The sequence below is a fragment of the Pseudanabaena sp. PCC 9330 genome (genome assembly GCF_055795045.1).
The window spans coordinates 259,875-286,305 of the sequence record NZ_JAYFES010000116.1; the positions used below are offsets into that span (position 1 = coordinate 259,875).

The following is a 26,431-nucleotide window of genomic DNA, read 5'->3' on the forward strand; positions in this document are numbered from 1 at the left end:
GGCAGAGTCGGGGTGAGGGGTCAAACTGGGCGCACCAAGATCAAGGTTTGACCAAACTCGACCGGCTGGGCATTGTCGACCAAAATTTCGACCACTTCGCCGCTGACTTCGGCCTCTAGCTCGTTCATTAGCTTCATGGCTTCGATAATGCAGACGGTTTGACCACTGCTAATGCGATCGCCCACGGCCACAAAAGAGGGCTCTTCGGGGGCTGGCGATCGGTAGAACGTACCCACCATGGGGGAGGTAATGGCCACCAAATCACTACCTTTGCCTGGCGGGGTAGCCGGAGCCGGGGCCGCGGGCGGCACCTCTGCTACCGGGGTCGGGCTGGCGACGTCGGCTACGTTCACCAGCGGCTCGGCTTTAACCACCGCTGGAGGGGCAGATACCTGCGCCATGCCCCCCGGCTTGCGCAGGGTGAGCTCAAAGTCAGCGCTCTTAAGGGTGAGCTCGACAATATCGCTCTGGCCTAGGGCGGCGACTAGCTCTCTCAAATCGTTGACGCTTAGTTCCACGGCGAAGGTCTCATAGGGTGCAATGGCCCAGGGATGTCAGTGCTGGTTGGTTGAGCCTGGCGACTCATACAAAAGGTATAAAACTGGCGTACTTTACTCGCGCCCCAGGTAGGCGTCGGTGCGGGTATCGACCTTGATCTTTTCACCGATGGTAATAAACAGGGGCACCATCACCTGGGCACCGGTTTCGAGAATAGCGGGTTTGGTGCCGCCGGTAGCGGTGTCGCCCTTGACGCCGGGGTCGGTCTGGGTGACCTCTAGCACGATGGAGTTGGGCAGCTCCACTTCTAGAATCTGACCATTCCAGCTGACGACGCTGACTTCCATGCCTTCTTTCAAATATTTCACCTGGGAGCCGATTTCATCGGGGGTGAGGCGGGCTTCTTCGTAGGTTTCCATGTCCATAAACACCAGGTCTTCGCCGTCGCGGTAGGTGTGCTGCATGTTGACCTTTTCGATTACCGCCTGGGGCACAGTCTCGCCAGCCCGGAAGGTTTTTTCGACGGTGTTGCCGGTTTTGACATTCTTGAGCTTGGTGCGCACAAAGGCAGACCCTTTGCCCGGCTTGACGTGGAGAAACTCCACCACGCGCCAGACAGAACCATCTAGCTCGATCGAAGTACCGGTGCGAAAGTCGTTGCTGGAAATCATGGGTCTGGCTACGGTAAGCAGTCTAAGTTTGGCACCTCATTTTACCCCCCAGTGGCCACTTACCACAGGCATTGGCAAAACGGGTTCTAGAGATTTTTAGCCCAGGGGGCTATGGCCACAGCGATGGCTATAGCCCGCCGGGAATGAGCCTATAACCATCGCCAGACTGGTTAGAACATGGCCTATCTGCCCTGGGCGATCGCCGTAGGCCATGACACTTTCCCCGGTTGGGATGAGGTTTATGGGGCTATGGCCAGCCTAGTTGAGCTATTCCTGGGGAGCACCTGCAAACGTTCAGCCAAGCTGGGGGTGCTCCAGAGTATGACAAGATTGTAGAGATGCTTCCCATTGCTCTAGATAATTACACCGGGGACTTGTGGACATCATTTAAAGACTGTCGATCTATGGCCAAGGAAAAATTGTGATGAAGAAAGGGCTGACGATGGGTTGGACGTCGCTGACAGAGCGGTGGTTGCAGCTAGGCTGTGGGGTAATGGTAGCCGTGGGTCTGTGGCTGACCACCCTGGCCCCAGCCCTGGCGCTTCCGGCTGGCTCACTGGTGGCCTACCTGCCGCCGGGCAACGCCATCACCGAGGGCCGCGCCCTGCTGCGCTACTCGCTGCCCATCGACAACCCCGACATTCGCGCTGTGCAGCAGACCCTAGAGGGACTGTCAGAGTGGCTGCGCAGCAAGCGCTGGGGGCCAATTAGCAAAGACCTGGCCAAGGTAGAGCGGGCTTTGACCCGCAGCCGCGAGGCCATGCTGGGGGCGGTGCCCGACGGCAAGCGGGCGGCGGCGATCAGCTACCTCGACGATATGCAGGCTCAGCTAATTCCTTTAAAAGAGGCGGTAGAGCTGCGCGATCGCGAAACCGTCTGGCTCAAGCGCGCTGCCATGCTCGACGACGTTAGCCGCATCGAAGAGCTGATGGTATCGGGCTTCCCCTTTGAGGTGCCAGAGGAGTATAGCCACCTGCCCCAGCTCAAGGGCCGCGCCACGGTAGAGATGACTACCGCCAAGGGCAGCCTAAAGGCTGTGATCGACGGCTACAGCGCCCCGGTCACGGGCGGCAACTTTATCGATCTAGTACAGCGGGGCTTCTACGATGGCCTAGAGTTTACCCGCGCCGAAGACAACTACGTGCTGCAAACCGGTGACCCCGCTGGCCCCGCCGACGGCTTTATCGATCCCAAAACTAAGGAATATCGGGCGATTCCCCTAGAGATTTTGGTCAAGGGCGACGAAGAGCCGGTCTACGGCACCACCCTCGAAGAGATTGGTCGTTTTCTCGATGCGCCAGTGCTGCCCTTTTCGGCCTTTGGCACCCTGGGCATGGCCCGACCCAACACCGACACCAATGGCGGGTCGTCGCAGTTTTTCTTCTTTTTGTTTGAGCCAGAGATGACCCCGGCGGGGCTCAACTTGCTCGACGGGCGCTACGCCGTGTTTGGCTATGTAGTCGAGAACAAAGAACTGCTGGAGAAACTGACGGCGGGCGATCGCATTGAGTCGATTCGGGTGGTTTCAGGCGCTGATAACCTGGTGCAGCCGGGTTAAGCAGTTTTGAAGGTTGAGTTTTTAGGGGTGAATTCCGGCTGCAAGTCTTGAACTCAACCTTCAAAACTCAAAACTTCTCTCTACTCCTTTGGCGAAGATTTAGACCCGCTGTGACAGAGCCGCAAACCATTGCTGACCTCGGAGAACTAGGGCTGCTGCAGCGGCTGTTTCGCTACTGCCCAGGGGATGTGGTGGGCGATGACGGGGCGGTGGTGACCCTGCCCCCTGGTCGCCAACTGGTGGTCACCACCGATGTGCTGGTGGATGGGGTGCATTTTAGCGATCGCACCACTGCCCCCGCCGACGTGGGCTGGCGGGCCGTGGCCGCCAACCTGTCAGATCTAGCGGCCATGGGGGCCAGCCCAGAGGGCATTACCGTGGGGCTGAGCCTGCCAGGGTCTACGCCGATGGCTTGGGTCGAGGGCCTCTACCAGGGGATGGCCGACTGCCTGAGCGCCTGGGGCGGGGTGGTGCTGGGGGGCGACCTCTGCCGAGCCCAGACCGTCAGCGTGGCGATTACGGCCCTGGGCAGCGTGGTGCCCCAGCGGGTGCTATACCGGCGGGGAGCCCAGCCGGGGCAAGCGATTGTAGTCACCGGCTACCACGGGCGATCGCGGGCGGGGTTAGAGCTTCTGCTGCACCCTGAGGCCGGTGCAGGGGTCGCCCAGGCCGATCGCGATCGCTGGATTGCGGCCCACCAGCGGCCCCGCCCACGCTTTGATGCGATCGCCGCTCTAGATGAGATTCTGGGGACAGACTGGGAGTCGACTGCGATCGCCGCCATGGACTCTAGCGATGGGTTGGCCAACGCCGTGCTGCACCTCTGCCAGGCCAGCGGTGTTGGAGCCACGCTGAACCAAGCCCACTTGCCCATCGACGATGCCCTAACCGCCTGGGTGGGCGAGAGCCAGGCGATGAGCTGGGGCCTCTACGGCGGCGAAGACTTTGAGCTGGTGCTGTGCCTGCCCTGGGCGATCGCCGAGGCGCTGAAAGCAAGCCTTGGGGCCGGTTGCGCGATCGTGGGAGAAACCACCAAGGGGTCAGCGGTAGAACTCAAGGGGGGCGATCGCAGCCGACCCGCCGTGCTTACCTTTAGCCAGGGCTTTCAGCATTTTGCCTAGCGTTGGCCAAATATAGTGTCGGTTAGTGTCGGTCTATTACAACCCATGGCTGACCAGCATGTAACGGGAACCCTAAGCCCGATACCTGGCTAAGCAACTGCCCATGACCCTGCAAAATCTGGACGATTTACGGCCCTTTTGCCGCGATGAAGCTGCCTTTGAGCAGCTCAAGCAGGTGCTGGCAGAGCGCGAGGCCCAGCGCCAAGAATGTTTTACCCAGGTGGCTCGGCAGGCTCAGCAAGCTCATGCCCTAGAGGCCCAGCGCCGGGCAGCGGAGACGGCCAGCCAGGCCAAAAGCCGCTTTTTGGCCATGATTAGCCATGAGCTGCGCACCCCGCTCAACTCAATTTTGGGTCTGTCAGCGCTGCTGTCTCGCCAGGTGGTTGGCCCGCTCAACGACAAACAGGCCGAATACCTTAACTACATCGCCAGCAGCGGCGAGCATCTGCTGGCGATCATCAGCGATATTCTTGACCTCTCCAAGGTGGAAGCAGGCCAAGAGCAGCTCCGGCTGGCTGAGGTGTCGCTGCCGGAGCTCTGTCACTCCTGCCTGGCTATGGTGCAGCCTCGCGCCGACGAGAAGGCTATTGCCCTGACCATCCACATCGCCCCCGACCTGCTCACCTGCAGGGCCGATGAGCGCCGCCTACGTCAGATGCTGCTCAACCTGCTATCCAACGCCATCAAGTTCACTCCCCAGGGCCAGATTACTCTGACTGTGGAGCGCCGCGATGGGCTGATTGAGTTTCGGGTTAACGATACCGGCATTGGCATTGCCCAAGATCAGCTGGAGCAAATTTTTCAGCCCTTTACCCAGATCGATCGCGACCTTAACCGCCAGTACGAGGGCACCGGGCTGGGGCTAGCTCTGACGCGGCAGCTGGCCCAGCTCCACGGCGGCTACCTACAGGTGGAGTCGGCGATCGATCGCGGCAGTCGGTTCTCTCTCTACCTGCCTTTGCCCGAGGCGCTCGCTCGCCCGTCTGGCCCTGGCCCAACCCGCTCAACGGGGTCTAGCCGGAGGGAGCAGCGGCTGCTGCTGGTCGATAGTGACCTCGGGCCGCATCAGCCGCTAATCGCCTACGTCAGAGCCTGTGGTTGGCAGGCCGACAGCTACCAGGGCTGGGCTGAGGTGCACAATCAGCTGCGGCAGCACCCGGCCCATCTGCGGCCTGATTTGCTGGTGGTGGGCGATCGCGAAGCCCGTAACCCCACCCTGCCCTTACAGCTACAACAGCTCACCCCCCCCACCCTGTCTCAGCCCATCAATGTCGCCATTCTTTGGGATGACGCCCGAGGCCCGTGCTTCCTCGCAGACGAGCTTGAGCGCAGGAGTAGGCAGGGCGACTATGGCGAGATCTACACCCTGAGTCTGCCCCTGACGATTCCTAAACTAGAACGGCTGCTGTCGCTCCACGAACTGCCCTATGACCGCCCCAGCTGAATATCCCCAGCCCCCCGAGTCGAGCGTTAGAGGGGTACACCGGCCTATCTGCCCCTCTAGCGCTCTGATTCGCCGGTAGCGCCCTCGTCACAGTGCTGGTTGTTAATGCTGCCGTCGGCCATGCGCGTGTTGCAAAACCGGGCGGTGCTGAAGTCGGTACGGGCCAAGTTAGCCCCCAGCAGATCGGCGTTGGAAAAGTCAGCCTGCGCGACCGTGGCATCGCGCAGGAGCGCCTGGCGCAGGTCGGCCCCACTGAAGTCGGCCCCGCTGAGATCAGTGCCAATCAGATCGGCTCGGTAAAACTGGCTATTGGTCAGGGTGGTGTTGGTCAGGGTGCTGCGCGATAGGCTGGCCTGGTTAAACACCGCTTGGTCGAGGCGGCTGCCGCTGAGATCGCTGTTGACCCAGTTGCTGTTGCGAGCCTCCACCCGCTCGAGATTGCTGTTGGCGGCGCTGACCCCCACCAACTGACTGCCCGTGAGCACCGCCCCGCTGAGGTTGGCCTCGCTCAGATTGGCCCCGCTGAGGTTGGCCCCGTTGAGCACCGCCTCACTGAGATTGGCCCCGCTCAAATTGACATCGGCCATCTGGGCCTGGGGGAGGCGGGCCTGGCTGAGGTTAGCCCCGTCCAGGTTGGCCCCGGTCAGGCTGGCGTTGTCTAGGTTGGCTCCGACCAGCACTGCGCCGCTGAGGTCGCAAGCAATGCAGCTATGGCTGATCAAAAGCTGTCTGACTAGGGTGTTGGCCCCGCCCGGCAGACCGGCCAGGCTAATTAGAGCGATGGCACCACCTGCCCGCAAGAAAACTGCCCTCAGGGCTGACCCTAGGGTGCGAGGCAGCGGCGGTTTTTCCCGGCTGAGATTGCGATTGGCCATCGTGATCAGTCTTGCTCTATGTAGACTCTAGCCCAGCGGCGGGGCAATTCATGCAATCGGTCTGGGGCCAGGCTAAAAAAAACTCAGTTTAGACCTTTCAAGTCGGTGGAATGCTTCTACAATGTGGCAGCGCATTGCTCCCCAGGATGACCCCGGTTTGAGGCAGCATCGATGCCCGGCCTCCGCCCAGTCTATCCCTTTGCTTTCGGCAGTTTGACCCCATGGCATCTTCTTCGGCATCGTCATTCTTTCGGTCTCGGCGGCAGCAGCCCGGCCCAGTGCGCCAGGTCAAACCGTGGGAATGGGTTTGGCTCACCCTTTGGGTGCTGCTGCTGACCGGGTCGGGCATATTCTGCGGCTGGGCGCTGATGTGGCTGACCCGCATTCCACCGCTGCCCGACTGCGACCAGATCACCCCCTTTCACTCCGCCAGCGATCTGCTCTACTGTGCCCAGGCCCAGGCGCGTACGGGCGAGCCCAACAATCTGGTGCAGTCGGTGCTGCTGACCGCCAACTGGCCCAAAACCCAGGCCAACTACGACGACTCCCAGGAAATCTTAAAAGATGCCTCGGAGCAGATCTTGGTGCTGGCCAACCGCTGGGCTCAGGCGGGCAAGCTGGAAGATGCGGTCAAGCTGGCGGGAGAGATTCCGCTCAATACGCCCCTGCGCCAGCCAGCTCAGGCGGTTATTTTTGAGTGGCGGCAAGACTGGGAACAGGGCCGAGCGATCGAGGCAAAGCTGAAGACTGCCCTGGCTGCCAGCGACTGGGATTTGGCCAGGGAGCATTTGCAAGCCTTCAAAGCTCTCAAGAGCGACTACTGGCTGTCGACCCGCTATACCTACTGGCAGCAGCAGTTTATGGTCGAACGCCAGGCCTGGGATCAGCTCTTGCAGGCCCGTGAACTGGCCAAGACCAACACCATCGACAATCTCTATCAGGCGGTGGTGCTGGCCCGGTCGATCGATCTGCGCAGCCAGGTGTGGCCAGCGGCTGAAACCGATGTGGACAACTGGAGCAAAACGATTTTGGATGTGGCGCTCCAGCGCTGGCAGGTGGGCGATCGCGATGGGGCCCTAGAGTTAGCCAGCGTCGTGCCCCCCAGCCCGCACCTGGCCGGGGCCGCTCAAGAGTTGCTGCATCTCAGCCACGCCCAAAAGCTGGCCCGTCAGGCCGAGCCCGTCGGCGATGGGCTAGCGCCCCGCTACGATCAAATGTTTGCCCTGATGGCCGCCACCAGCGCCCTCAATCAGCTCCCAGCAAACAGTCCCTACGCCGCCGCCGATCTATCCTCCCAGGAGGAGTGGAAAGCGCAGCTCAGCGATCTGAGACAGCTCAAATTTAGCGATATGGTAGCCAGGCTAGGACAGCGCCGCACCTACGAATGGGCCATGCATCAGGCCCAGCGGGTTGAGATTGGCCGCCCTCGACGCATCCAGGGCCAAACCCTGGTGGCCCAGTGGCAGGCCAACATTCAGCGCATCGAAGACCGACCGATCTTGGCCCAGGCCCGCAGTCTGGCCCGACCGGGCACCATTGCCGCCCTAGAGGCGGCGATCGCCAAAGCGGGTGAGATCGAGCTAGGGCGCTCCCTCCGGGTGGAGGCCCAAACCCTAGTTGCCGAGTGGCAGCAAGAGATTCAGGTGATCGAAGACCGACCCATTCTCGATGCGGCGGTGGCCCTGGCGGAGCAGGGCGATCTGCGCGCCGCGATCACCGAAGCCTTAAAGATTGAGCCCAGTCGAGCTCTCCACAGCCGTGCCCAGGGGCTGGTGCAAGATTGGACGGCGGCCATCCAAATCGAAGAAGATAAGCCCATCCTCGACAAGGCGAAAAACCTGGCCTACGCTGGCAGTCTCTCTGCGGCAATCAATCTGGCCAGCCAGATTGCCCCTGGGCGGGCGCTGTCGGGGGAAGCTCAGACGGCGATCGCCCTGTGGAAGGCTGAGCGAGCCTATATCTGGTCAATCTGGGAGGCCGAAGGTCGCCCCACCCCCGGCGGCTCCTCCAGTTCAGACCCAGCAGCAGAATGACAGCGCCTCCCCTCCGACTGATGCTGGTGGATGAAGACCCCGTGTTTCGTCTGGGTCTCAAGATTTGGCTAGAGCAAACCGCCGGCTACCAGGTGGTGGCCGAGGCCAGCGACGCCGAAGATACCCTGGCGATTTTAACCAGCCTTACCCCGGCGACTCCCGGCTCAGACTCGACCTGGGCACCGCAGCCCGCCCCCACCTGGGCCGACGCCTGGATGGCTCAAGCCGATGTCCCGCCCCCGGCCCTCGACCTGATCATCCTCGATCTGGGGCTGGGGGCCGGGCAGCCCGACCAACTGCCAGGACTGCGCCTTTGCGCCGACCTCAAAGCCCGCTACCCTGCCCTGCCTATACTCGTGCTCAGTGCCCAAACCGAACCCGTGCTAGCCACCGCCGTCCGCCAGCTGGGGGCAGATGGTTTTGGCTCTCGCAGTATGGCCGTGGGCGATCTCCATCGCCTGATTCAGCAGCTGGCCAGACCGAGGGTCTCCACTCTAGAACCAGTAACGGGTGTAGCCCCAGCCACCGGCGATCGCCGTTCCTCTCCACCGGTATTTAGGGAAAGGCCGACGGCCTCGCAGCCTAGGCCCAGCGGTCTAACCCGTCTGCGCCTGGGCATGCGGCTATCGGCGGTGCAGCAGATCGAAGCGGTGATGGCTCAGATCGAAGCCGAGCAGCGGCGGGGACGGGGGTCTCTGCTCTCAGAGGCGGTGTTGGCCGGGCGCTACCGCGAACTCAAAGCTGCTCGCTGGCTGGTGCGCCAACTGCTGGCCACCCCAGACCGGGCTGACCGGGTGCCGCCGATGGCTCCACCGCCGGGCGATCGCCGCTGGGCCAGAGGAGAAGAGTTGGCTCCAGACCGGTTGATGGCCGGGCGAGGTGGAGACCGCACGCCCCCAGCTTATGGGAACGTCCTGCGGGGAGTTGTGCCAGAGGCGCTGACGGTGGCGACCTCAGACCGCCTGGCCTATGGCCAGAGTGACCTGGCCACACGGGTCTTTGAGCAGGTGTTTAATAAATGCCAAGGGTTGCTCGACAACACCAGCGGCATGCCCCTAGAGACCGACATTCTGCGCAACGACAAAAAGCGAGAGCTGTTCTACCTCACGCTGCGCAAGTTTGAAGACGCCCTGGATAGCCTGCGCCAGGCTGAGGTACCCCCCGGCCAGCTAGGGGAGAAAAGCCCCCTGGTGCTGCGAGACCTATGGGAAGCGGTGGTAACCGATTTCTTTGGCCGCTACTACACGCTCCAGGTCAATAGCGTTGAGCAGCCGGTGGTGCCCACCCTGCTGGCCGAGGCTCCGGTGGTGCAGGCTGCCATGCTCGATCGCATTCCCCTGGTGCCCATGCTGCTCGGGCATCTGCTCTACAACGAGTCGGTGGTGGTCGATGGCGGCATCTACGAGGCCGCTGCGCCCGAGGCCATCGATCGCAGCCAGGAGTTGCTAGAGCATCTGCTGATTCAGCTGGCCAATGCGGTGGTGCAGCCGGTGCTCAACAACTTTGCCGATGTGGAGCTGCTGAAGAAAACCCTCTACCACCGCCGCATGATGACCAGCCGCGACATTGAGCGCTTTCGCAACGACCTCTCCTGGCGCTACCGTTGGGATGGCTTGATCAACGAGCCCAAGGCCATTTTTGAAAGCCAGTACCGCCTGCTGGGCTTTACTGAGCGGGGCATTCAATCGCAGCTGATCTATGCGCCTCGTCGAGAGGAGCTAGAGCAACTGTCGGGCCTACAGCGGGTGGTCACGCTGACGGTAGAAGCCCGCGACGCGATCGCCCCCCGGTTTCGATCAGCCGTATCGCTGGTGGGCAGCGGCCTTGTCTACGTGCTGACCGACGTGATCGGGCGCGGCATTGGGCTGATTGGCCGAGGCATTTTGCGCGGCGTGGGCGGGGCCTGGCGAGACCCGCGCTACCGCCGCGACAACCATGACGACGGCGATCGCCAAGAATTCTAGCCCCCAAGTGTTCTAGTAGCGAACTTGCAAGGTCACCTGGGCCTGCACTGTTTGCTCACCCCCCACCACGGGGGTATTGGCGGCGTAGCCTTCGGCAATGCTGTCGGCGGCCATGCGGGCCATGGGCACCGGCGTGGGTGGCGCGGCCCCGTTGATCTGAATGCTGACGATCTCTTGCGATCGCAGATTGAGGCTACCCAATACCGCATTGGACTGGGCCTGAGCGTCTTCTACGGCTTTGGCTAGGGCGCGCTGGCGGGCTGCTTCGAGGGCCGCATCGTCAGCCACAAAGCTAATGCCGCGAATTTGGTTGGCCCCGGCATTGACTGCGTCATCGAGCAGGGTGCCGACGCTCTCAGTGGGCATGCGAAAGCTAACAGTGTTGCTGCCGCTGTAGCCAATCACTTCCGACCGCCCGTTCTCATAGTTGTAGCGGGGGCTGAGCTGAATGCCGGTGGTTTCGAGCTTTTCGACCTGGCGCGATCGCAGCAGCTCAACCACTGCTGATGTGCGTTGGGCCACCTCCCGCTGCACGGCGGCAGGGTCGGTGCCCTGAACATCGACCCCCAGGTCGACCTGGGTTTTAGTGGTGGGCACAGACTCCTGGCCTTGGCCCGTTACCGTCAGAGTTCTCATCACAGCCTCCTGGGCGATCGCGGGGGGCATCCACACGGGGGCAAAGCTCAACCCCGATGCCAGGGCTGCCGACATCAGCGCCGCCGCTGTAAACCGTCTAGGAGCATAGCGTTTTAGTTGCATGGGCCTCACACCGTATGAATGGAATTACCCATTCACTCTGCCACGATCGCTAGGGCCCGGTGCGTCGGTTACCAATTTCGATACAGAAAAGTTTGGGGCCAATGCTGGGTTAGCGATTACCCTCGTGACTCACTAGTCGTCGTCTTCAAACACACCCTTAAAGAACTCGATGGTGTCTTTAAGCGCAGCGATGAACAGGTCAATTTCAGTCTTGGTGTTGTAAAAGTACAGGCTGGCCCGCGCGGTCGAGTCAACCCCTAAAATGCGGTGCAGCGGCTGGGTACAGTGGTGCCCCGACCGAATGGCAATCCCCGACTGATCGAGAAGGGTTGAAAGATCTTGGGGGTGAACGCCTTCGACGGTAAAAGTCGCCAGGGCCGCCCGTCCGTCGCCGTCGGCCTGGGGCGCAGGGCCGTAGAGGGTGACTTCGGGAATGGTCTGTATTTGCTGGTAGAGGTAGGCGGTCAGCTCGTGCTCGTAGGCGGCGATGGTGTCCATGCCAATGGCAGAAAGATAGTCTACCGCTGCCCCCAGGGCGATCGCCTCGGCAATGGCAGGCGTCCCCGCCTCAAACTTGTGGGGCAGCTCTGCGTAGGTGGAATGATCTAAGAACACGTCGGCAATCATCTCGCCGCCGCCCAAAAACGGGGGCATCGCTTCCAGCACCTCTAGCTTGCCGTAGAGGAAGCCAATGCCCGTGGGCGCACACATCTTGTGCCCCGAGGCCACAAACCAGTCACAGCCCATTGCTGGCAGGTCTAACGCCATGTGGGGTGCACTCTGGCAGCCGTCGATCAGCACTTTAGCCCCGTGGGCGCGGGCAATTTCAATAATGTCTGCAACTGGGTTGACGCAGCCCAGGGTGTTGGAAACGTGGTTCACCGCCACCAGCCGGGTCTTCTCGTTTACCAGCTCGCGGTATTGATCGAGGTCAAAGGCTTGATTGGCGCTCAGCTCAACAAACTTGAGCACCGCCCCAGTGCGCTGGGCTACCAGCTGCCAGGGCACGAGATTGCTATGGTGCTCCATCACCGAGAGAATGATCTCGTCGCCCGCCTTCAGGGTGGTCATGCCCCAGGCGTAGGCCACCAGGTTGATTGCCTCGCTGGCGTTGCGGGTAAAGACAATCTCGTCGCGGCTGGTGGCCTTCACAAAAGCCGCAACCTTGTCGCGCGCCCCCTCGTAGGCATCGGTCGCGCGCGAACTCAGGGCATGTACCCCCCGGTGCACATTGGCGTTATCGCTCTGGTAATAGTGGCTCAGGGCGTCAATCACCGCCTGGGGTTTTTGCGACGTGGCAGCGTTGTCGAGGTACACCAACGGGTGACCGTTTATTTCCTGATGGAGGATCGGGAAGTCGGCACGAACCTTGGCGGCGAGAGTGAGGGCTTGGGCGACGGTCATGGCGGGGTGGTGGGTGGTGGGGTGGATGGGTGGGGGATACCCTCTTCTCATCCTGGGAGGGGTGCCCGGAGGGCGGGGTGGGTCTCGGGGGCTGGGCTAACCCACCCCTACCCTTCCCAGGAGGGGATTTGGATGCCTAGGTCCATTGGGTAATGGTTTGGGCAAGGCGCGATCGCAGCGTCTCCACCTCTATTCTCTCTAAAATCTCCATAGCAAAGCCATAGATCAGCAGCCGTTGGGCGGCAGCGGCGCTGATGCCGCGACTTTGCAGGTAGAAAATCTCGTCGGCCTGAAGCTGGCTGACGGTGGCCCCGTGGGCGCACTTGACATTGTCGGCGACAATTTCGAGCTGGGGCTTGGTGTCTACCCGCGCTTGGTCAGAGAGCAGTAGGTTGCGGTTGAGCTGGCTGGCGTTAGTGAGCTGGGCTTTTTGGGCCACGGCCACCCGCCCGTTAAACACGCTGTGGGAGCGGCCATCGACAATGGCTTTGTGTTCCTGCTCGACAGTGCCGTGGGGATGGCTGAGGGCCACCAGGCTGTGGGTATCGGCGTGCTGGGTGGCTGTGATGGCCGCCAAGCCATAGAGCTTAGTGGTGGTTTGTTCGCCGGTTTGATAGATCTCCCAGTGGTGGCGGGCCAGCCTGGCACCAAAATCTACGGCGGTGCCGATGTACTGGCTGTCGCGGGCCTGGGTGACCACGGTTTTGCCAATGTGAAAGGTGCCTGCACCCTCTCGCTGGATGCGGCTGTGGGTGATTTGGGCGTTGGTATCAAGCCAGAGTTCGGAGACGGCGTTGGTGAATTGGTCGGCGGTAGATTCGCCCCAGAAATCTTCAATCAGGGTGACGGCGCTGCCCGACTCGGCCACTACCAGGCAACGGGGCTGGGCCATTTGGGGATTTTCCCCGGCCTGAGCGACATAGATCACCTGAATCGGCAGTTTAATCACTAGGTTGCGGGGCAGCCAGACCACCACCACATCCTGAAAGCCGACAGTGTTAAGAGCGGTGAAGACCTCATGGCTGCCGCTGGCCTGGGCCAATCGATCTGCCAACTGAGCCTGAAGTTCGGGATGGGCGCGAAGAGAACCCACTTTGGCCCCCTCCGGCAAGCTCTCCAGACTGGACAACTCGACGCTGACCCGTCCGTTGACCACCACAATTTGGGCACCAGCGGTTTCCGGCAGGCGCAGGGCGGCAACGTTGGCTTCAGCGGCGTTGGGCTCCCTCGCCGCCGCAAAATCTACGGACAGCATGGGCGATAGGTCGGTGAAGCGCCAGTCTTCTTGGCGGGTCGAGGGAAAGGTTTGCTCATTGAGGAAGGAGCGGGCGCGATCGCGGATCTCCCCCAGCCCCAAATCTCCTGGTACCGTCGCCGCCACCCGCTGCACCAGCCCCTTCAGGTAGGCATCCCGCTGGTCAGCCGTGGCCAACACACTCACCTCAGATACGGAGTTCGCCATTATGCCGTCACCCCGGTGCGAAATTCTTCCAGCACCCACTCGTAGCCGCGCGACTCTAGCTGCTTCGCCAAGTCTTTGCCGCCCGTGGTGATAATGCGGCCATCGGCCATCACATGCACAAAGTCGGGCACGATGTAGTCGAGCAGCCGCTGGTAATGGGTAATTAACACCACGGCGTTGTCAGGGGTGCTGAGCTGGTTGACTCCGCCCGCCACGGTTTTCAGCGCGTCAATATCCAGGCCAGAATCGGTTTCATCCAAAATCGCCAGGACAGGCTCCAGCAGGGCCATCTGCAAAATTTCGTTGCGCTTTTTCTCGCCGCCCGAGAAGCCCTCGTTGACGCTGCGATCCAAAAACGCCGCGTCCATCTTCACCACATCGAGCTTTTCCTCGATCAGGTCGTCGAAGTCGAATACGTCGATTTCGTCCTCCCCGCGCGCTTTGCGGTGGGCATTGTACGCCACCCGCAAAAAGTCGCGGTTGCTCACCCCAGGAATCTCCAGCGGGTACTGGAAGGCCAGGAAAATGCCGGATGTGGCGCGATCGTGGGGTTCCAGCTCTAGAACATCCTGCCCCTTGAAGTGAATCTCCCCGGCAGTCACCTCGTAGTCGGGGTGGCCCGCCAGCACCTTCGAGAAGGTGCTCTTGCCCGACCCATTCAGGCCCATGATGGCGTGAATTTCGCCCGCCCGCACCTCCAGGTTGAGGCCCTTGAGAATTTCGGTGCCGTCTACGGTAGCGCGGAGGTCGCGCACCGAGAGAATAATTTCGCTGTTGTCGTTAATCATGGTTCCTTTCCCGTAGGGTGAGCACCGCCCACCATGCTCCTGCTCGTTGAATAAAGTTCTATCTATAACCGAGGGTTTGTAGGGTGCATTCGCGAAGCAATGCACCATCCCCGCCACAATCCTTGTGCGGTGCATTGCTAGCGCGAATGCACCCTACGGGGCTCTACCCCACGGTGTTTTCGAGCTTCAGGGCCAGCAGTTTGTCCGCCTCGGCGGCAAACTCCATGGGCAGCTTGTTAAACACATCGCGGCAGAACCCGCTGATGATCATCGACACCGCATCCTCCGGCGAAATTCCCCGCTGGGCAAAGTAGAACAGCTGGTCTTCCCCAATCTTCGAGGTCGAGGCCTCGTGCTCCACCTGGGCGGTGCTGTTCTGCACCTGAATGTAGGGGAACGTGTTGGCGCTAGAGGTATCGCCAATCAGCATCGAATCGCACTGGGAGTAGTTGCGCGCCCCGGTGGCTTTTGGCCCGATCTTCACCAACCCTCGATAGCTGTTCTTAGAATTCGCCGCCGAGATACCCTTAGAGATGATTGTGCTGCGGGTGTTTTTGCCCACATGCACCATCTTGGTGCCGGTGTCGGCCTGCTGCATATGGTTGGTCAGCGCCACCGAATAGAACTCGCCCACGGAGTTGTCGCCCACCAGCACGCAGCTGGGGTACTTCCAGGTGATGGCCGAGCCGGTTTCTACTTGAGTCCAGGAGATTTTGGAGTTTTTGCCGGCGCAGAGGCCGCGCTTGGTGACGAAGTTATAGATGCCGCCTTTGCCGTTTTCGTCGCCCGCGTACCAGTTTTGCACGGTGGAGTAGTTGATGCTGGCGTCATCCATGGCCACCAGTTCGACGATCGCCGCATGGAGCTGGTTGCTGTCATACATCGGCGCGGTACAGCCCTCAAGATAGGTCACCGAGCTGCCCGACTCCGCCACAATCAGCGTGCGCTCAAACTGGCCCGAGTCGCCGTTGTTGATGCGGAAGTAAGTGGACAGATCCATCGGACACTGGGTGTCTTTGGGAATATACACAAACGACCCATCGCTAAACACCGCCGAGTTTAGCGCCGCGAAGTAGTTGTCGCCAATGGGAATCACCGTACCCAGGTATTTCTCTACCAGGTCGGGGTGCTCTTGCAGCGCCTCGGAGATGGAGCAGAAGATGACGCCCGACTCGGCCAGCTTTTCTTTAAAGGTGGTGGCCACCGAAACGCTGTCAAAAATCGCATCGACCGCCACATTGGCCAGCCGCTTTTGCTCCGAGAGGGGAATGCCCAGCTTCTCAAAGGTTTCGAGCATCGTTGGGTCGACCTCATCCAGGCTGCCGAGCTTTTTGGGCTGGGTCTTGGGGGCCGAGTAGTAGACGATGTTTTGGTAGTCGATGGGCGGATACTTAACGTTGGGCCAGGTGGGCTCTTTCATCGTCAGCCACTTGCGGTAGGCCTTCAGCCGAAACTCCAGCATGAAGGCTGGCTCATTCTTTTTGGCCGAGATCATCCGCACCACGTCTTCGCTGAGGCCGCGGGGAATGGTGTCGGCCTCGATATCGGTGGTGAAGCCGTACTTGTAGGGCTGGCTGACGAGGGTTTGAACAGAAGCACTCATGAGGCGACTCTAGAACGGGCTAAGGGGTATGGGGAACCGGAAGGATGTCTCTGGCCAGGGGCTGGGAAACCCTAGAACTTGTCGGTTTCGGCGCGAATGGTCTCGAAGGAAATGTCTTGTTCTTGGCCGGCGAAGGGATTGTCGGGGGTGAGGAAGAGCATGCAGTGGCATTCTTTGCGTTCCTGCATGGGGATGCAGGGGCAGTTCCAGTAGATGGCTTTGACCTCGGCCTCTTTGTCTTCGTAGTGCCGACAGGGGCACAGGGGCGAGCCGAAATCGTCTTTGTGCTTGGCGAGACCCTCTAGCACCACCGCCGTTACGCCTGGGTCAGAGCAGAAGTAGGTGCCGGTGCGCTTGGCATAGCTTTGGGCGAAGCTACGCATTAGCTCTAGGTTTTTGTCGGTGGCCTGGTTGGTTTGGGTATCAGTCATTGAGGGGTATAGCTACACAGCCCAATAATTTTATACAATTAAGCAACACTTACGTTGTCTAACTATCTTCAGGGTAGTTTAGCAACACGAAAGTTGTCAAAGTAGATTTTTGTCTCTCTGGCTGAGGATATCCGCAGTTGAGAAAGGCTAGGTCTATGAGGCAGTTTTAAGCATCGTAATCTCTGACGGCTAGGTGGGCCAACGCCATGACCTCTGTGCAGCAACCCTCTACAAAAGACGACATTTTGACCTATCTACTCAAGCGAGGGGAGGCGACGGCCCATGACCTCGCTGAGCATTTTGAGGTCAGTGCCCAGGCCATTCGCCGTCATCTCAAAGACCTAGAAGCAGAAGCGCTGATCGAGCACCGAGCGGTGCAGGAAGGTATGGGGCGACCCAATCATCTATACCAGGTCAGTGCTAAGGGGCGCGATCGCTTCCCGGCCAAGTATGACGAGTTTGCCCTGTCGCTGCTCGACACCCTATCGGAGACGGTGGGTAAAGATCAGGTGGGCACTCTGCTGCGTAGGCAGTGGGAGCGCAAGGCCCTGGAGTATCGCCAGCAGGTGGGTGTGGGCAGCCTGGCAGAACGGGTGGCCCGACTGGTGCAGATCCGCAAGGCCGAGGGCTATATGTCGGAGTGGCACAAGGTCAACGATGGGGATATTCGCCAGCCTGGCTCTGGCTACGTCATTACTGAGTACAACTGCGCGATTTCCCATATTGCGGAGTCGTTTCCGAGTATTTGCGGCCATGAACTAGAGATGTTTCAGATAGCGCTGGGCGACTGCTCGGTAGAGCGCACCCACTGGCTGGTGCAGGGTGAACACCGCTGCGGCTATCTGGTGCAGGAGGGCTGATCGACTCCTGCCATAGGTCAGTGTCTATAGCGCTTCGCTATGAGCCGCCCTGCTGGAGATATTGCAAAATGCCCCGGGCGATGGCCTGAGCGGCGGTTTCGCGCCAGGCGGGGTCGGCCAGGCGGCGAGCATCGTCGGCCCCGGTGACAAAACCTACCTCCACTAGGGCGGCGGGCATGGTGGTGGCCCGCAGCACGTGGAACCGGGCTTGCTTGACGCCGCGATCGCGCATTCCCGTAGCCGCCAGCATACTGGCCTGAATGGTGGCGGCCAGCCGTCGCCCACTCTCCGAGGCAAAGTAGGTTTCAACGCCGTTGACGTCGGGGCGGCTCATGCTGATGGCGTTGGCGTGAATGCTGACAAATGCGCTGGCCTGGGAGCGGTTGGCAATGTCGGCGCGGGTCTGAAGATCGACCGCTACATCGTCGCGGCGGGTCATGACCACCATGACCCCTTGGGCTTCGAGCAGCTGGGTGACCCGCTGAGAGATGGGAAAGATCACCTGTTTCTCTTGCAGGCCGCCGATGCCCACGGCGCCGGGGTCGCGGCCCCCATGGCCGGGGTCAATCACCACCACCACTCGACCGCTGGGAGCCGCAGGCAGCGGCTCATTGGATCGAGTCGACGGGGGCGCAGGTGTGGGTGTGGGTGTGGGTGTGGGGGTCGCCCGTGGCGGCTGGGCCCTTGGCGGCGTGCTGGGGGCCACCGCCAAGGGCGGCGGCTCGTCGGGAATGCTGCTGATGGGAGTGCCGCTGGGAGGGAGCACAATCACCCCGCTGCTATTGCGGAGGGCGCGCCAGTCGGGGCTGTCGGGCGACAGTCTGAGGGTGATGCGAGTTGAGGGCGGGTTGGTGGGCTGCTGGGCCATGTCCCAGGCGATGATGCTGTAGCGGTAGTTGGGCAACTGATTAGGGCGCAGATCGGCGGCGACAGCCGTGTTGGGTAGGTCGATAACGGCGAAGCGATTGTCGGCGCTGTCGGTGGTGAACTGTACCGTCGGGGTGGGCGCTTCGCCGCTGGTGCGAATCAAGAAGCCATCGCCCGTGGTGACCACCCCAGCAATCGTGGCGGCGGCACCACTGCCGGTATTGCCCTGTACCTGGTTAGTCGAGGCGCTGGGGGCTGGAATATTGCCCGTGGGGGGAGCGGTAGATTGGCTTAGGGCAGGCAGCTGTACCGCCCACTGGTTGGCCCGTAGACCCTGCACCTGCACATCCTGAGGGTTGAGGCTGTAGCCGGGAGCGATCTCTATCACTAGGCGGGCGGTTTGCTGGTCAAACTGACCGGCGCGCACCTCGCGAATGGGGCCGCCAATGGCCTGGGGTGCCGAGCTGCTGCCCAACTGCGTATTGGGCAGATCAATGACGATGCGGGTGGGGTTGAGCAACAGCTGCGCCCGGGGCTGTACAGCGCCGTCAGTGGTGAAGACGAGCTGATTAGTCTGGGGGTCAAACCACCAGTTTTGCAGGGTTGCCGCCCGAGTTGGAGCAGCGATAACCAGAGCCGCCACCGGGGCGATCGCTCCCGGTATCAACCCTAGGGTGAGCCATCTAGACGCCATAGGCGTGACCAAAACAAACGACCAACAGGTAAACCAAACGACAGTATAACGATGGCTGGCCAAGTGGCATCCGTAGGGGGCGAGTTCTGGTGAAAAATTCTTGACCGGAGTGATAGTATAGACGTACCAAATTCTATGCCCTATGCTCGATCTAATGAAGCTGGCCCGGCAGATGCAGGGCATTAGCCAGCATCTGAGTCTGGAGGCCGCTGCCGCCCAAGATCGAGTGGCGGCGGCCCGGGGGCTGTTGACGATCGCATCTACGGGCCAAGCCGAACTCGTTGCCCAGGCCCAAGCCTGGGGCGATCGCGCCCCCTTCACCGCCGCCGAGCCTACCGAGCCCCTGGGCACCCGCACTGCTGTCGCTGCCGCCCCCGAGGCGCACACGGTCATTGCCACCGATGGCTCACAGATTTCTCCCAGCCACCACGAGATTGCCTACTGCTACTTGATCAATACCGGGCGCATCGTGCTGCACTATGGCCAGAGCCGCTTTCCCCTGTTGGATAGCCTGCCAGAGGTGGTCTACCGTGCCGAAGACCTCTACATCTCGCGGCAGTGGGGGATCAGCACCGAAGAGTGGATGGGCCACCGCCGCACGGTGGCGGAGGCGGTGGTGCTGGCGGAGCTGGGCGAAGCAGTTCAGGAGTCTCTAGCGTTAGATAACTCTGGCAGAAGTAACTCTGGCAGGGGTTTTGGTGGTGGGCCAGTGCCGGTGCTGGCCTTGGTGGATGGATCGCTGATTTATTGGTTTTTGGAGACCCTGCCGGGGGAGGCTCGCGATCGCATTTTGCCCCCCATCCTCGATGCCTGGGAGCGGCTGCGGCGGCAGGGCGTTCCCCTGGTGGGCTACCTCAGCGCCAGCCGCAGCGGCGAGGCGATGAACTTCCTGCGGTTTGCCGCCTGCCCCTTTCCTCAACCTGACTGCCAGACCCACTGTGGAGCCGCAGACGAGGCCGGGGTTAGTGCCCTAGTGAGGGGCGAACGCGCTCCCTGCGGCAATTTTTTGCCCCTGCGAGACGCCACCTTTTGGGCCACTGAGCTGGCGGTGGGGGAACGTAGCCCCTTTTGGCGCAGCGCCGCCGGTATTATCGACCTCTACGGCGATCACCGGGTGTATTTCTGCTACCTCAACGTCGGCCCCGAGGTGGCGCGGGTGGAGGTGCCCCAGTGGGTAATGGCCGATGCCGATCTGTGCAAAATGGCCCTGCGAATGGTGCTCACCCAGGTACAAAAGGGCTACGGCTACCCGGTGGCCTTGGCGGAGGCCCACAACCAGGCGGTGGTGCGGGGGGGCGATCGCAGCCGCTTTTTTGCCCTTTTAGAGCAAGAGATGATCCGCGCCGGGCTGAAGAATGTGGGCACCTCCTACAAAGAGGCCCGCAAACGAGGCAGTATCGCCTAACCTTGTAGTTGCTTGCCAAAGGTGCAAGACGTAAAACGAGAGGTGATCGCCATGGCCGGGGTGCCCATGCCAGGAATTGACCTAATCAAAACCTTTGAGGGGCTAAGTTTGGCCGCCTACCCTGACCCTAAGAGCGGCGGGTTGCCAATCACCATTGGTTGGGGGTCTACTCGCGACAAAGATGGTCGACCCTTTAAGCTGGGCGATCGCATTACCCGGCAAGAGGCCGACGATCTGCTGATTCAGCAGGTGGCCAACGACTATTTGCCCCCCCAGCAGCGGATCCCCGGCTGGTCGTCGATGAATGACAACCAGCGGGGAGCAATTCTGAGCTTTGCCTACAATCTCGGAGCCAGGTTTTATGGGGCCAACGGGTTTGAGACCCTGTCGCGGGTGCTGCGCAACCAGGAGTGGCACAACATTGAAGCGGCCCTGGTTCTCTACCGCAACCCCGGCACTAACGTAGAAGAAGGGCTGCTGCGCCGCCGCCTCTCAGAGGCCAATGTATTTTTGGCGGGTACACCGGGGGTGGCCCTCAGCGCCGCCGGGCAAAAATATCTGGCCGGCGGGCGTACCCCCATCCCCAACTCAAACCTTAGCGTCGAGGCTCGGGCCTATCTGGCCAATCGCCCCACGGTTTCGGCGGGCGGCCCTGGGGGAAGCAGCTCGGGGAGTGGCAGCACAGCCACCCCAGGCTCGCGGCTGCTCGCCCTAACGACGCCCTTGCTGAATGGCCCAGACGTGCGCCAGCTCCAGGCCGATCTAGCGAAATGGGGCGTGCCTGTGGCCTCTGACGGAGTATTTGGTCCGGCCACGCAGCAGGCGGTGGCGCAGTTTCAGCGAGGCCAGGGGCTAGTCGCCGACGGCATTGTTGGCCCTCAGACCTGGGCCAGGCTACGGCAAAGCCCCGCGCCACCTACGCCGCCCCCAGCCGCTCCTACGCCTCCAGGCCGACTGCTAAGGTTAACCAATCCGCTGACCTCAGGGGCCGATGTGCGATCGCTCCAACAGGCCCTGGCCGAGATCGGTCTTGGAGTGGTGCCCGATGGCGTCTTTGGCCCCGCCACCGATCGCGCCGTGCGCCAGTTTCAGGCTAGCCGTAGCCTAGTCGCCGATGGCATTGTCGGCCCTCAGACCTGGGCATTTTTGCAAAACCGGGGGGCTTCAGCTCTGCCAGTGCAGAGTGCCCCGATCCAGGCTAGGCTGCTGTCGTTGACGAATCCTCTCACCCAGGGCGCTGATGTCAAGATCCTACAGCAGGCATTGGCCCGAGCGGGATATGGGCTGGTGGCTGACGGTGTCTTTGGCCTGGCCACCGATCGCGCCGTTCGTCAGTTTCAGGCCAGTCGTGGCTTAGTTTCCGATGGCATCGTCGGTAGCCAGACCCGCTCTAGACTGGGAATCTGAGGATTTCTTTCAGCCTTCCTCTTAACCCAGTAATTGGATATACATATTTCTCCTTGAACCAAATGCCTGCTGCGATCCCCCAAATTCTATCGATCAGGATTCTTCAATAGAGCCTCCTCTGAAAAAGGGGACAGTTTTTTCAGAGAGAGGATTTAATGCCCCCTTTTTAAGGGGGGTGGGGGGATCGAACGAGGGCAATCGAGTCGGGATATATCTGTGTATATACGAGAGACTTACCCCATAGCAGCCGTCTGCAATGAGGGTTCTACCGCGCTGGCCAACTGGCGCAGCATGGCGGCGGTGGTGTCAAAGTCAACACAGGCATCGGTAATGCTCTGGCCGTAGGTGAGCTGCCGCAGGTTTTCGGGAATGGGCTGATTGCCCGCCTTGAGATGGCTCTCGATCATGACGCCTAGAATGTGACGCGAGCCTCCCCGCACCTGGGCGGCAATGTCGTCGAGCACATTGGTTTGGCGGTTGTGGTCTTTGTTGGCGTTGGCGTGGCTACAATCGACCATCATGCGCGAGTTGAGCTTGAGCTTAGCCATCTCTTCGGCGGCCTGGGCTACGTGGTCGGCGCTAAAGTTGGGGCCGCCCTTGCCACCGCGCAGTACCAGGTGGCCATCGGGGTTGCCCGTGGTGGTGACGATGCTGGCCAGTCCACTCTGGTTAATGCCCAAAAAGTGGTGGGGCTGACTGGCGGCGACCATGGCATTCATGGCGGCTGGTAGGCTGCCGTCGGTGCTATTTTTAAAGCCGATGGGCATGGAGAGGCCCGAGGCCATTTCGCGGTGGGTCTGGCTCTCGGTGGTGCGAGCACCAATTGCTGTCCAGGCGATTAGGTCGGCGATGTACTGAGGGGTGACCGGGTCGAGCAGCTCAGTGGCCGCGGGCAGACCAAGCTGGGCCAGGTCAAGCAACAGTTTGCGGGCTAGGCGCAGGCCGGTGTTGATGTCGTAGCTACCGTCGAGGTGGGGGTCGTTGATTAGCCCCTTCCAGCCCACATTGGTGCGGGGCTTCTCAAAGTAGACCCGCATGATGATTTCGAGCTGGCCCGATAGCTCGTGGCGCAGCTTGACCAGCTTTTGGCCGTACTCGTAAGCGGCGTCGATGTCGTGTACTGAGCAGGGGCCGACGATCACCAGCAGGCGGCGATCTTCGTTGTAGAGAATGTGGCGAATGCGATCGCGCGCTTCGGCTACCAAGGTGGCGGCCTCGTTAGACATGGGAAACTCGTGGTGCAGCAGGGCTGGACTAACCAATGGACGAGTCTCTACAACGTGAAGATCCTGGGTCTTATGCATTGAGATTAGGCCTATAACATCGGTTCCGCTGCGGAACTGTACCTCCGAAATGGTAGCTCACCTTTCCCTCCCGACGAGGCGGAAGGCGGAGGGTCTAGTTCAAAACTTTAGCGGGAATTAAGGTTTCTGTAGATTTACTGAGAGGTGGCAGCATCTCAATCTCGGCATTGTTATGAAGCACCATCGTAGTCGAAGGGTTTTCGGCGAAGCCAATGCGGGCATAAAAGCCCTGTTGGTGAGTAGTCATTAGGTAGATGCGCTCAACCCGACTCATGTGGGGATGGGCCACCAGGGTTTCTACCAGCTTGCGACCCAGGCCACCGCCCTGGTAGTCAGGCGAGATCACTACGTCCCAGATAGTGGCGCGAAAGACGCCGTCGGAGGTGGCGCGGGCAAAGCCGATCAGCTTATCTCCATCCCAGGCGGTGGCGACGGGGTGGCTATGGGCAACGGCGATCGCCATGTCGTCTCGGGTGCGATCTTTAGCCCAAAAAGCTGCTGCTTTAAACAAGTCTACTAGCTGATCTAGGGCAGTCTCCGAAAATGAGTCGGTGTACTGAAACTGAATTGTGCTGCAATCCATCAAAAACCTGCTGTTATCCCAATCAGGGCTAGGGGACAAATCTTAGGAGAACCTAAGGGCGGTGCTGGGCGGGCTGCTGGAGCCAGACTGACAGATTTGGCCACCCCAGCCAGGCTAGGTAACCCCAGGGACAATCGCAGATTGGCTGTAAACACCACGCTTCTACAACAGAATAAACAGAATTTTTGGATAGTGGTACACCCTTGCAGTGTAGTAATTCAATACCTCCTGACATTAGGCTCCTAGCGTTCCCTGGGTAGAAGCGCGACCAGCCGCTGACTGACCGCCGCCCTGGGGCTACCGGAGTAGGCCTGCTCACCTGAGCGGCGACGGTCATAGTAAGACGTGGTTCTGCGAACCTAGCCCTGCTGAGGCATCAGGTTTGAGAGAGCTTTGCGAATGGTAGCCACATCGCTGCCGTTGCTCTGGCCGTGGCGAATGCCCACCGCCTCTAGGTCGCTTTCGACCATCAGGTGTACCAATTGCTCAAAGGTAACGCTGGGCTCCCAGCCGAGTTTTTCTCTGGCCTTGGTGGCGTCGCCAATCAGCAGATCTACCTCGGCTGGGCGCAGGTAGCGGGGGTCAAACTCGACGTAGTCGTGCCAGTCTAGGTTGACATGGGTAAAGGCCAGGTCTAGAAACTCGCTAATGGCGTGGGTTTCGTTGGTGGCCACCACGTAGTCATCGGGCTGGTCTTGCTGCAGCATTAGCCACATCGCCCGCACATAGTCTTTGGCGTAGCCCCAGTCGCGCTTAGAGTCGAGATTGCCCAAAAACAGCTTTTGCTGCTGACCAGCCACAATTCGGGCGATCGCCCGGGTAATTTTACGGGTTACAAAGGTCTCGCCTCGCCTTGGCGACTCGTGGTTAAACAAGATGCCATTGCAGGCAAACAGGTTGTATGACTCTCGGTAGTTAATCGTTTGCCAGTGGGCATAGACCTTGGCGCAGGCGTAGGGGCTGCGGGGATAGAAGGGCGTCGTTTCTTTTTGGGGCACCTCCTGCACCTTGCCAAACATCTCAGACGACCCCGCCTGGTAAAAGCGCACCTCTAACCCCGTGCGCTGCTGGTAGTCGCGAATGGCCTCTAGCAGGCGCAGGGTACCCATGCCCACGGCGTCGACGGTGTACTCAGGGGAGTCAAAGCTGACTCGCACGTGGGACTGGGCGCCCAGGTTATAGACCTCATGGGGCTGTACCTGTTCGAGAATGCGCCGCAACATGGTGCCATCGGTGAGATCGCCGTAGTGCAAAAACAGCTTGGCATCGGCGCTGTGGGGGTCTTCGTAGACGTGGTCAATGCGATCGGTGTTAAACGTAGAAGTGCGGCGAATAATGCCGTGTACCTCATAGCCCTTGTCTAGCAGCAACTCTGCCAGATAGGATCCGTCTTGGCCGGTGATGCCTGTAATTAAGGCGCGCTTAGGTGAGGTCATAGAAGTCCTGTCGTATAGTGGCGGGCAGCTTAGCCACAAAGGAAAGCTGATTTAACTTACTGCCCACCTAGGTTAAATACCGAGATTCAATCTGGGGGCGAGATCGTCAGCATCGGGCAGCGCGATGCCTGCCGTGGTGGTTACCTAGGTTAACATCCTGCCATTGTCTCTAGAGTGCCAAATTTAGCCCCCTCTTTCTCAGCTCAGACCGCCTCTTCTAAATAGCCCCGAGCCAAAAAAGGCACATCGACCACCCGGCCCTGAGTATCGCCCAGGGTGACTTCGGCCCCAGCCCCACCGGCTTTGGTGCGTACATAGCCCAACCCCCAGGCCTTGCCCTCTGAGGCGACTACGCTAGTCAGTTTGCCCACGCGATCGCCCCCGATCGCGATCGCCATACCCGCCTCTACCGGCCCGCTCAGCTCCAGCCCCCAGAGCTGTTGCTTGACCCCCTGGTAGGTGTTGAGGCGAGCGATGGTCTCTTGCCCGATGTAGCAGCCCTTGTCAAAGGAAATGGTTTGCCACAGCCCTGCCTCTAGAGGATTGTAGTCTTCGGTCAGCTCGGCACCGGGGGCGGGACGCCCCTGCTGCACCCGCAGCTGCTGCCAGAGGCGATCGCCCGCAGGTACAGCCCCAGCGGCGGCGATCGCACCCCAGACCTGTGCTGCCCCAGCGCTCGGTACCAGCAGGGTGTAGCCGGGCAGCCCCAGACCATTGCCCACGGCCACGCGCAGGGGAATGTCGGCGATCGCCCCCAGACAGTGCTGACCGTAGGCCAAGTCATCTGCCATGGCTACGCCGCACTGCAACAGCAGCGCCTGACTCTGCGGCCCCACCAGCGAAAATACCGCCGTGGTCTCAGACAGGTTTTTCAGCGCCACCTTGTCCGCCGGAAAGATATAGCGATCCATCCAGTCTATGAGCCGCTGATCGTAGCCGGGGGAGGTGAGAATCAGCAGCGACTCGTCGGTGACATAGACCGTGGTCAGATCGATGGTGCGAGCGGTGGCGGTGACAAAGACGGTGTCGCAGCCCTCGCCGGGCTGGCGCTGGGTAAAGCTGTTGGTGGTCTGGTTGTGGAGAAAGCGGAGGCGATCGTCTCCGCTCAGCTCGATCAGGCCCCAGTGGGTGCGATCGATCAGGGCAGCACCAGTGGTGACGGCGAGCAGGGCTTCGGCATCGCGATCGCAGGAGATCAGCGTGCGATCGTCGCTAAATTGGCCACCCTGGGACTGCTGAAGGTCTTGGAGTGATGCCATGGCGA

23 protein-coding genes are annotated in these 26,431 nt (G+C 60.8%); 9 read left to right on the top strand and 14 right to left on the bottom strand.

Annotated features, from left to right (window positions below; all coding sequences use genetic code 11):
• Positions 1 to 20: 20 nt before the first annotated feature.
• Positions 21 to 518 (bottom strand): acetyl-CoA carboxylase biotin carboxyl carrier protein, encoded by a 498-nt coding sequence (gene accB / locus AC0QKW_RS21995; protein ID WP_473153243.1) that lies wholly within the window; start codon positions 516 to 518, stop codon positions 21 to 23.
• Positions 519 to 611: 93 nt separating this feature from the next.
• Positions 612 to 1,169 carry an elongation factor P gene (efp, locus tag AC0QKW_RS22000; RefSeq protein WP_473153244.1) on the bottom strand — a complete coding sequence of 186 codons (558 nt, stop codon included), beginning with the start codon at positions 1,167 to 1,169 and terminating at the stop codon, positions 612 to 614.
• Between the two features lie 177 nt (positions 1,170 to 1,346).
• Between efp and AC0QKW_RS22005 the strand changes: the two genes are divergently transcribed.
• From AC0QKW_RS22005 to AC0QKW_RS22020, 4 genes are all read left to right on the top strand, one after another.
• The gene (locus tag AC0QKW_RS22005) at positions 1,347 to 1,505 is read left to right on the top strand and encodes a hypothetical protein (RefSeq protein ID WP_473153245.1); all 159 of its coding nucleotides are present in this window, start codon (positions 1,347 to 1,349) and stop codon (positions 1,503 to 1,505) included.
• Positions 1,506 to 1,593: 88 nt separating this feature from the next.
• Positions 1,594 to 2,727, top strand: coding sequence for a peptidylprolyl isomerase (locus AC0QKW_RS22010; protein WP_473153246.1), 1,134 nt, complete (start codon positions 1,594 to 1,596; stop codon positions 2,725 to 2,727).
• A gap of 110 nt (positions 2,728 to 2,837) precedes the next feature.
• A complete protein-coding gene (thiL, locus tag AC0QKW_RS22015) occupies positions 2,838 to 3,848 on the top strand; it encodes a thiamine-phosphate kinase (protein WP_473153247.1) in 1,011 nt (336 codons plus the stop codon).
• A gap of 103 nt (positions 3,849 to 3,951) precedes the next feature.
• Positions 3,952 to 5,292, top strand: coding sequence for a sensor histidine kinase (locus tag AC0QKW_RS22020; protein WP_473153248.1), 1,341 nt, complete (start codon positions 3,952 to 3,954; stop codon positions 5,290 to 5,292).
• A gap of 56 nt (positions 5,293 to 5,348) precedes the next feature.
• On the opposite strand, the gene AC0QKW_RS22025 is transcribed toward AC0QKW_RS22020, so the two are convergent.
• Positions 5,349 to 6,167, bottom strand: a complete 819-nt coding sequence (locus AC0QKW_RS22025) for a pentapeptide repeat-containing protein (RefSeq protein ID WP_473153249.1) — start codon at positions 6,165 to 6,167, stop codon at positions 5,349 to 5,351.
• 221 nt (positions 6,168 to 6,388) lie between these two features.
• Between AC0QKW_RS22025 and AC0QKW_RS22030 the strand changes: the two genes are divergently transcribed.
• Together AC0QKW_RS22030 and AC0QKW_RS22035 are read left to right on the top strand one after the other, a co-directional pair.
• Entirely contained in the window at positions 6,389 to 8,200 is a 1,812-nt protein-coding gene (locus AC0QKW_RS22030; protein WP_473153250.1) for a hypothetical protein, read from the top strand.
• Positions 8,197 to 10,164, top strand: a complete 1,968-nt coding sequence (locus AC0QKW_RS22035) for a DUF3685 domain-containing protein (protein WP_473153251.1) — start codon at positions 8,197 to 8,199, stop codon at positions 10,162 to 10,164. The genes AC0QKW_RS22030 and AC0QKW_RS22035 overlap by 4 nt, the downstream gene beginning before the upstream one ends.
• A 12-nt stretch (positions 10,165 to 10,176) precedes the next feature.
• Here AC0QKW_RS22035 and AC0QKW_RS22040 read toward each other — a convergent pair whose 3' ends face one another.
• The 6 genes from AC0QKW_RS22040 to AC0QKW_RS22065 form a co-directional block, all read right to left on the bottom strand.
• The gene (locus AC0QKW_RS22040) at positions 10,177 to 10,875 is read right to left on the bottom strand and encodes an SIMPL domain-containing protein (RefSeq protein WP_473153290.1); all 699 of its coding nucleotides are present in this window, start codon (positions 10,873 to 10,875) and stop codon (positions 10,177 to 10,179) included.
• Positions 10,876 to 11,055: 180 nt separating this feature from the next.
• Complete coding sequence (locus AC0QKW_RS22045) at positions 11,056 to 12,327, bottom strand: SufS family cysteine desulfurase (protein ID WP_473153252.1); 1,272 nt, start codon at positions 12,325 to 12,327, stop codon at positions 11,056 to 11,058.
• 136 nt (positions 12,328 to 12,463) lie between these two features.
• A complete protein-coding gene (sufD, locus tag AC0QKW_RS22050; RefSeq protein ID WP_473153253.1) occupies positions 12,464 to 13,789 on the bottom strand; it encodes a Fe-S cluster assembly protein SufD in 1,326 nt (441 codons plus the stop codon).
• Positions 13,789 to 14,577: a Fe-S cluster assembly ATPase SufC gene (sufC, locus tag AC0QKW_RS22055; protein ID WP_473153254.1), complete on the bottom strand. Its 789-nt coding sequence runs from the start codon at positions 14,575 to 14,577 to the stop codon at positions 13,789 to 13,791. The genes sufD and sufC overlap by 1 nt, the downstream gene beginning before the upstream one ends.
• 163 nt (positions 14,578 to 14,740) lie before the next feature.
• Positions 14,741 to 16,180, bottom strand: coding sequence for a Fe-S cluster assembly protein SufB (sufB, locus tag AC0QKW_RS22060; protein WP_473153255.1), 1,440 nt, complete (start codon positions 16,178 to 16,180; stop codon positions 14,741 to 14,743).
• 71 nt (positions 16,181 to 16,251) lie between these two features.
• Positions 16,252 to 16,611 carry a ferredoxin-thioredoxin reductase catalytic domain-containing protein gene (locus tag AC0QKW_RS22065; protein WP_473153256.1) on the bottom strand — a complete coding sequence of 120 codons (360 nt, stop codon included), beginning with the start codon at positions 16,609 to 16,611 and terminating at the stop codon, positions 16,252 to 16,254.
• Positions 16,612 to 16,817: 206 nt separating this feature from the next.
• Here AC0QKW_RS22065 and sufR point away from each other — a divergent pair, with 206 nt between their 5' ends.
• Positions 16,818 to 17,471: an iron-sulfur cluster biosynthesis transcriptional regulator SufR gene (gene sufR / locus AC0QKW_RS22070; protein ID WP_473153257.1), complete on the top strand. Its 654-nt coding sequence runs from the start codon at positions 16,818 to 16,820 to the stop codon at positions 17,469 to 17,471.
• Positions 17,472 to 17,508: 37 nt separating this feature from the next.
• On the opposite strand, the gene AC0QKW_RS22075 is transcribed toward sufR, so the two are convergent.
• Positions 17,509 to 19,032 (bottom strand): N-acetylmuramoyl-L-alanine amidase, encoded by a 1,524-nt coding sequence (locus AC0QKW_RS22075; RefSeq protein ID WP_473153258.1) that lies wholly within the window; start codon positions 19,030 to 19,032, stop codon positions 17,509 to 17,511.
• A 142-nt stretch (positions 19,033 to 19,174) separates the two neighbouring features.
• Between AC0QKW_RS22075 and AC0QKW_RS22080 the strand changes: the two genes are divergently transcribed.
• Positions 19,175 to 20,437, top strand: a complete 1,263-nt coding sequence (locus AC0QKW_RS22080) for a DNA double-strand break repair nuclease NurA (protein WP_473153259.1) — start codon at positions 19,175 to 19,177, stop codon at positions 20,435 to 20,437.
• Positions 20,438 to 20,458: 21 nt separating this feature from the next.
• Positions 20,459 to 21,844, top strand: coding sequence for a peptidoglycan-binding protein (locus AC0QKW_RS22085; RefSeq protein ID WP_473153260.1), 1,386 nt, complete (start codon positions 20,459 to 20,461; stop codon positions 21,842 to 21,844).
• Positions 21,845 to 22,077: 233 nt separating this feature from the next.
• Here AC0QKW_RS22085 and AC0QKW_RS22090 read toward each other — a convergent pair whose 3' ends face one another.
• The 4 genes from AC0QKW_RS22090 to ygfZ form a co-directional block, all read right to left on the bottom strand.
• Positions 22,078 to 23,148 carry a 3-deoxy-7-phosphoheptulonate synthase gene (locus AC0QKW_RS22090; protein WP_473153261.1) on the bottom strand — a complete coding sequence of 357 codons (1,071 nt, stop codon included), beginning with the start codon at positions 23,146 to 23,148 and terminating at the stop codon, positions 22,078 to 22,080.
• 94 nt (positions 23,149 to 23,242) lie between these two features.
• Positions 23,243 to 23,731, bottom strand: a complete 489-nt coding sequence (locus AC0QKW_RS22095) for a GNAT family N-acetyltransferase (RefSeq protein WP_473153262.1) — start codon at positions 23,729 to 23,731, stop codon at positions 23,243 to 23,245.
• Positions 23,732 to 24,090: 359 nt separating this feature from the next.
• A complete protein-coding gene (gmd, locus tag AC0QKW_RS22100) occupies positions 24,091 to 25,167 on the bottom strand; it encodes a GDP-mannose 4,6-dehydratase (protein ID WP_473153263.1) in 1,077 nt (358 codons plus the stop codon).
• 203 nt (positions 25,168 to 25,370) lie between these two features.
• A complete protein-coding gene (gene ygfZ / locus AC0QKW_RS22105) occupies positions 25,371 to 26,426 on the bottom strand; it encodes a CAF17-like 4Fe-4S cluster assembly/insertion protein YgfZ (RefSeq protein WP_473153264.1) in 1,056 nt (351 codons plus the stop codon).
• Positions 26,427 to 26,431 lie beyond the last annotated feature (5 nt).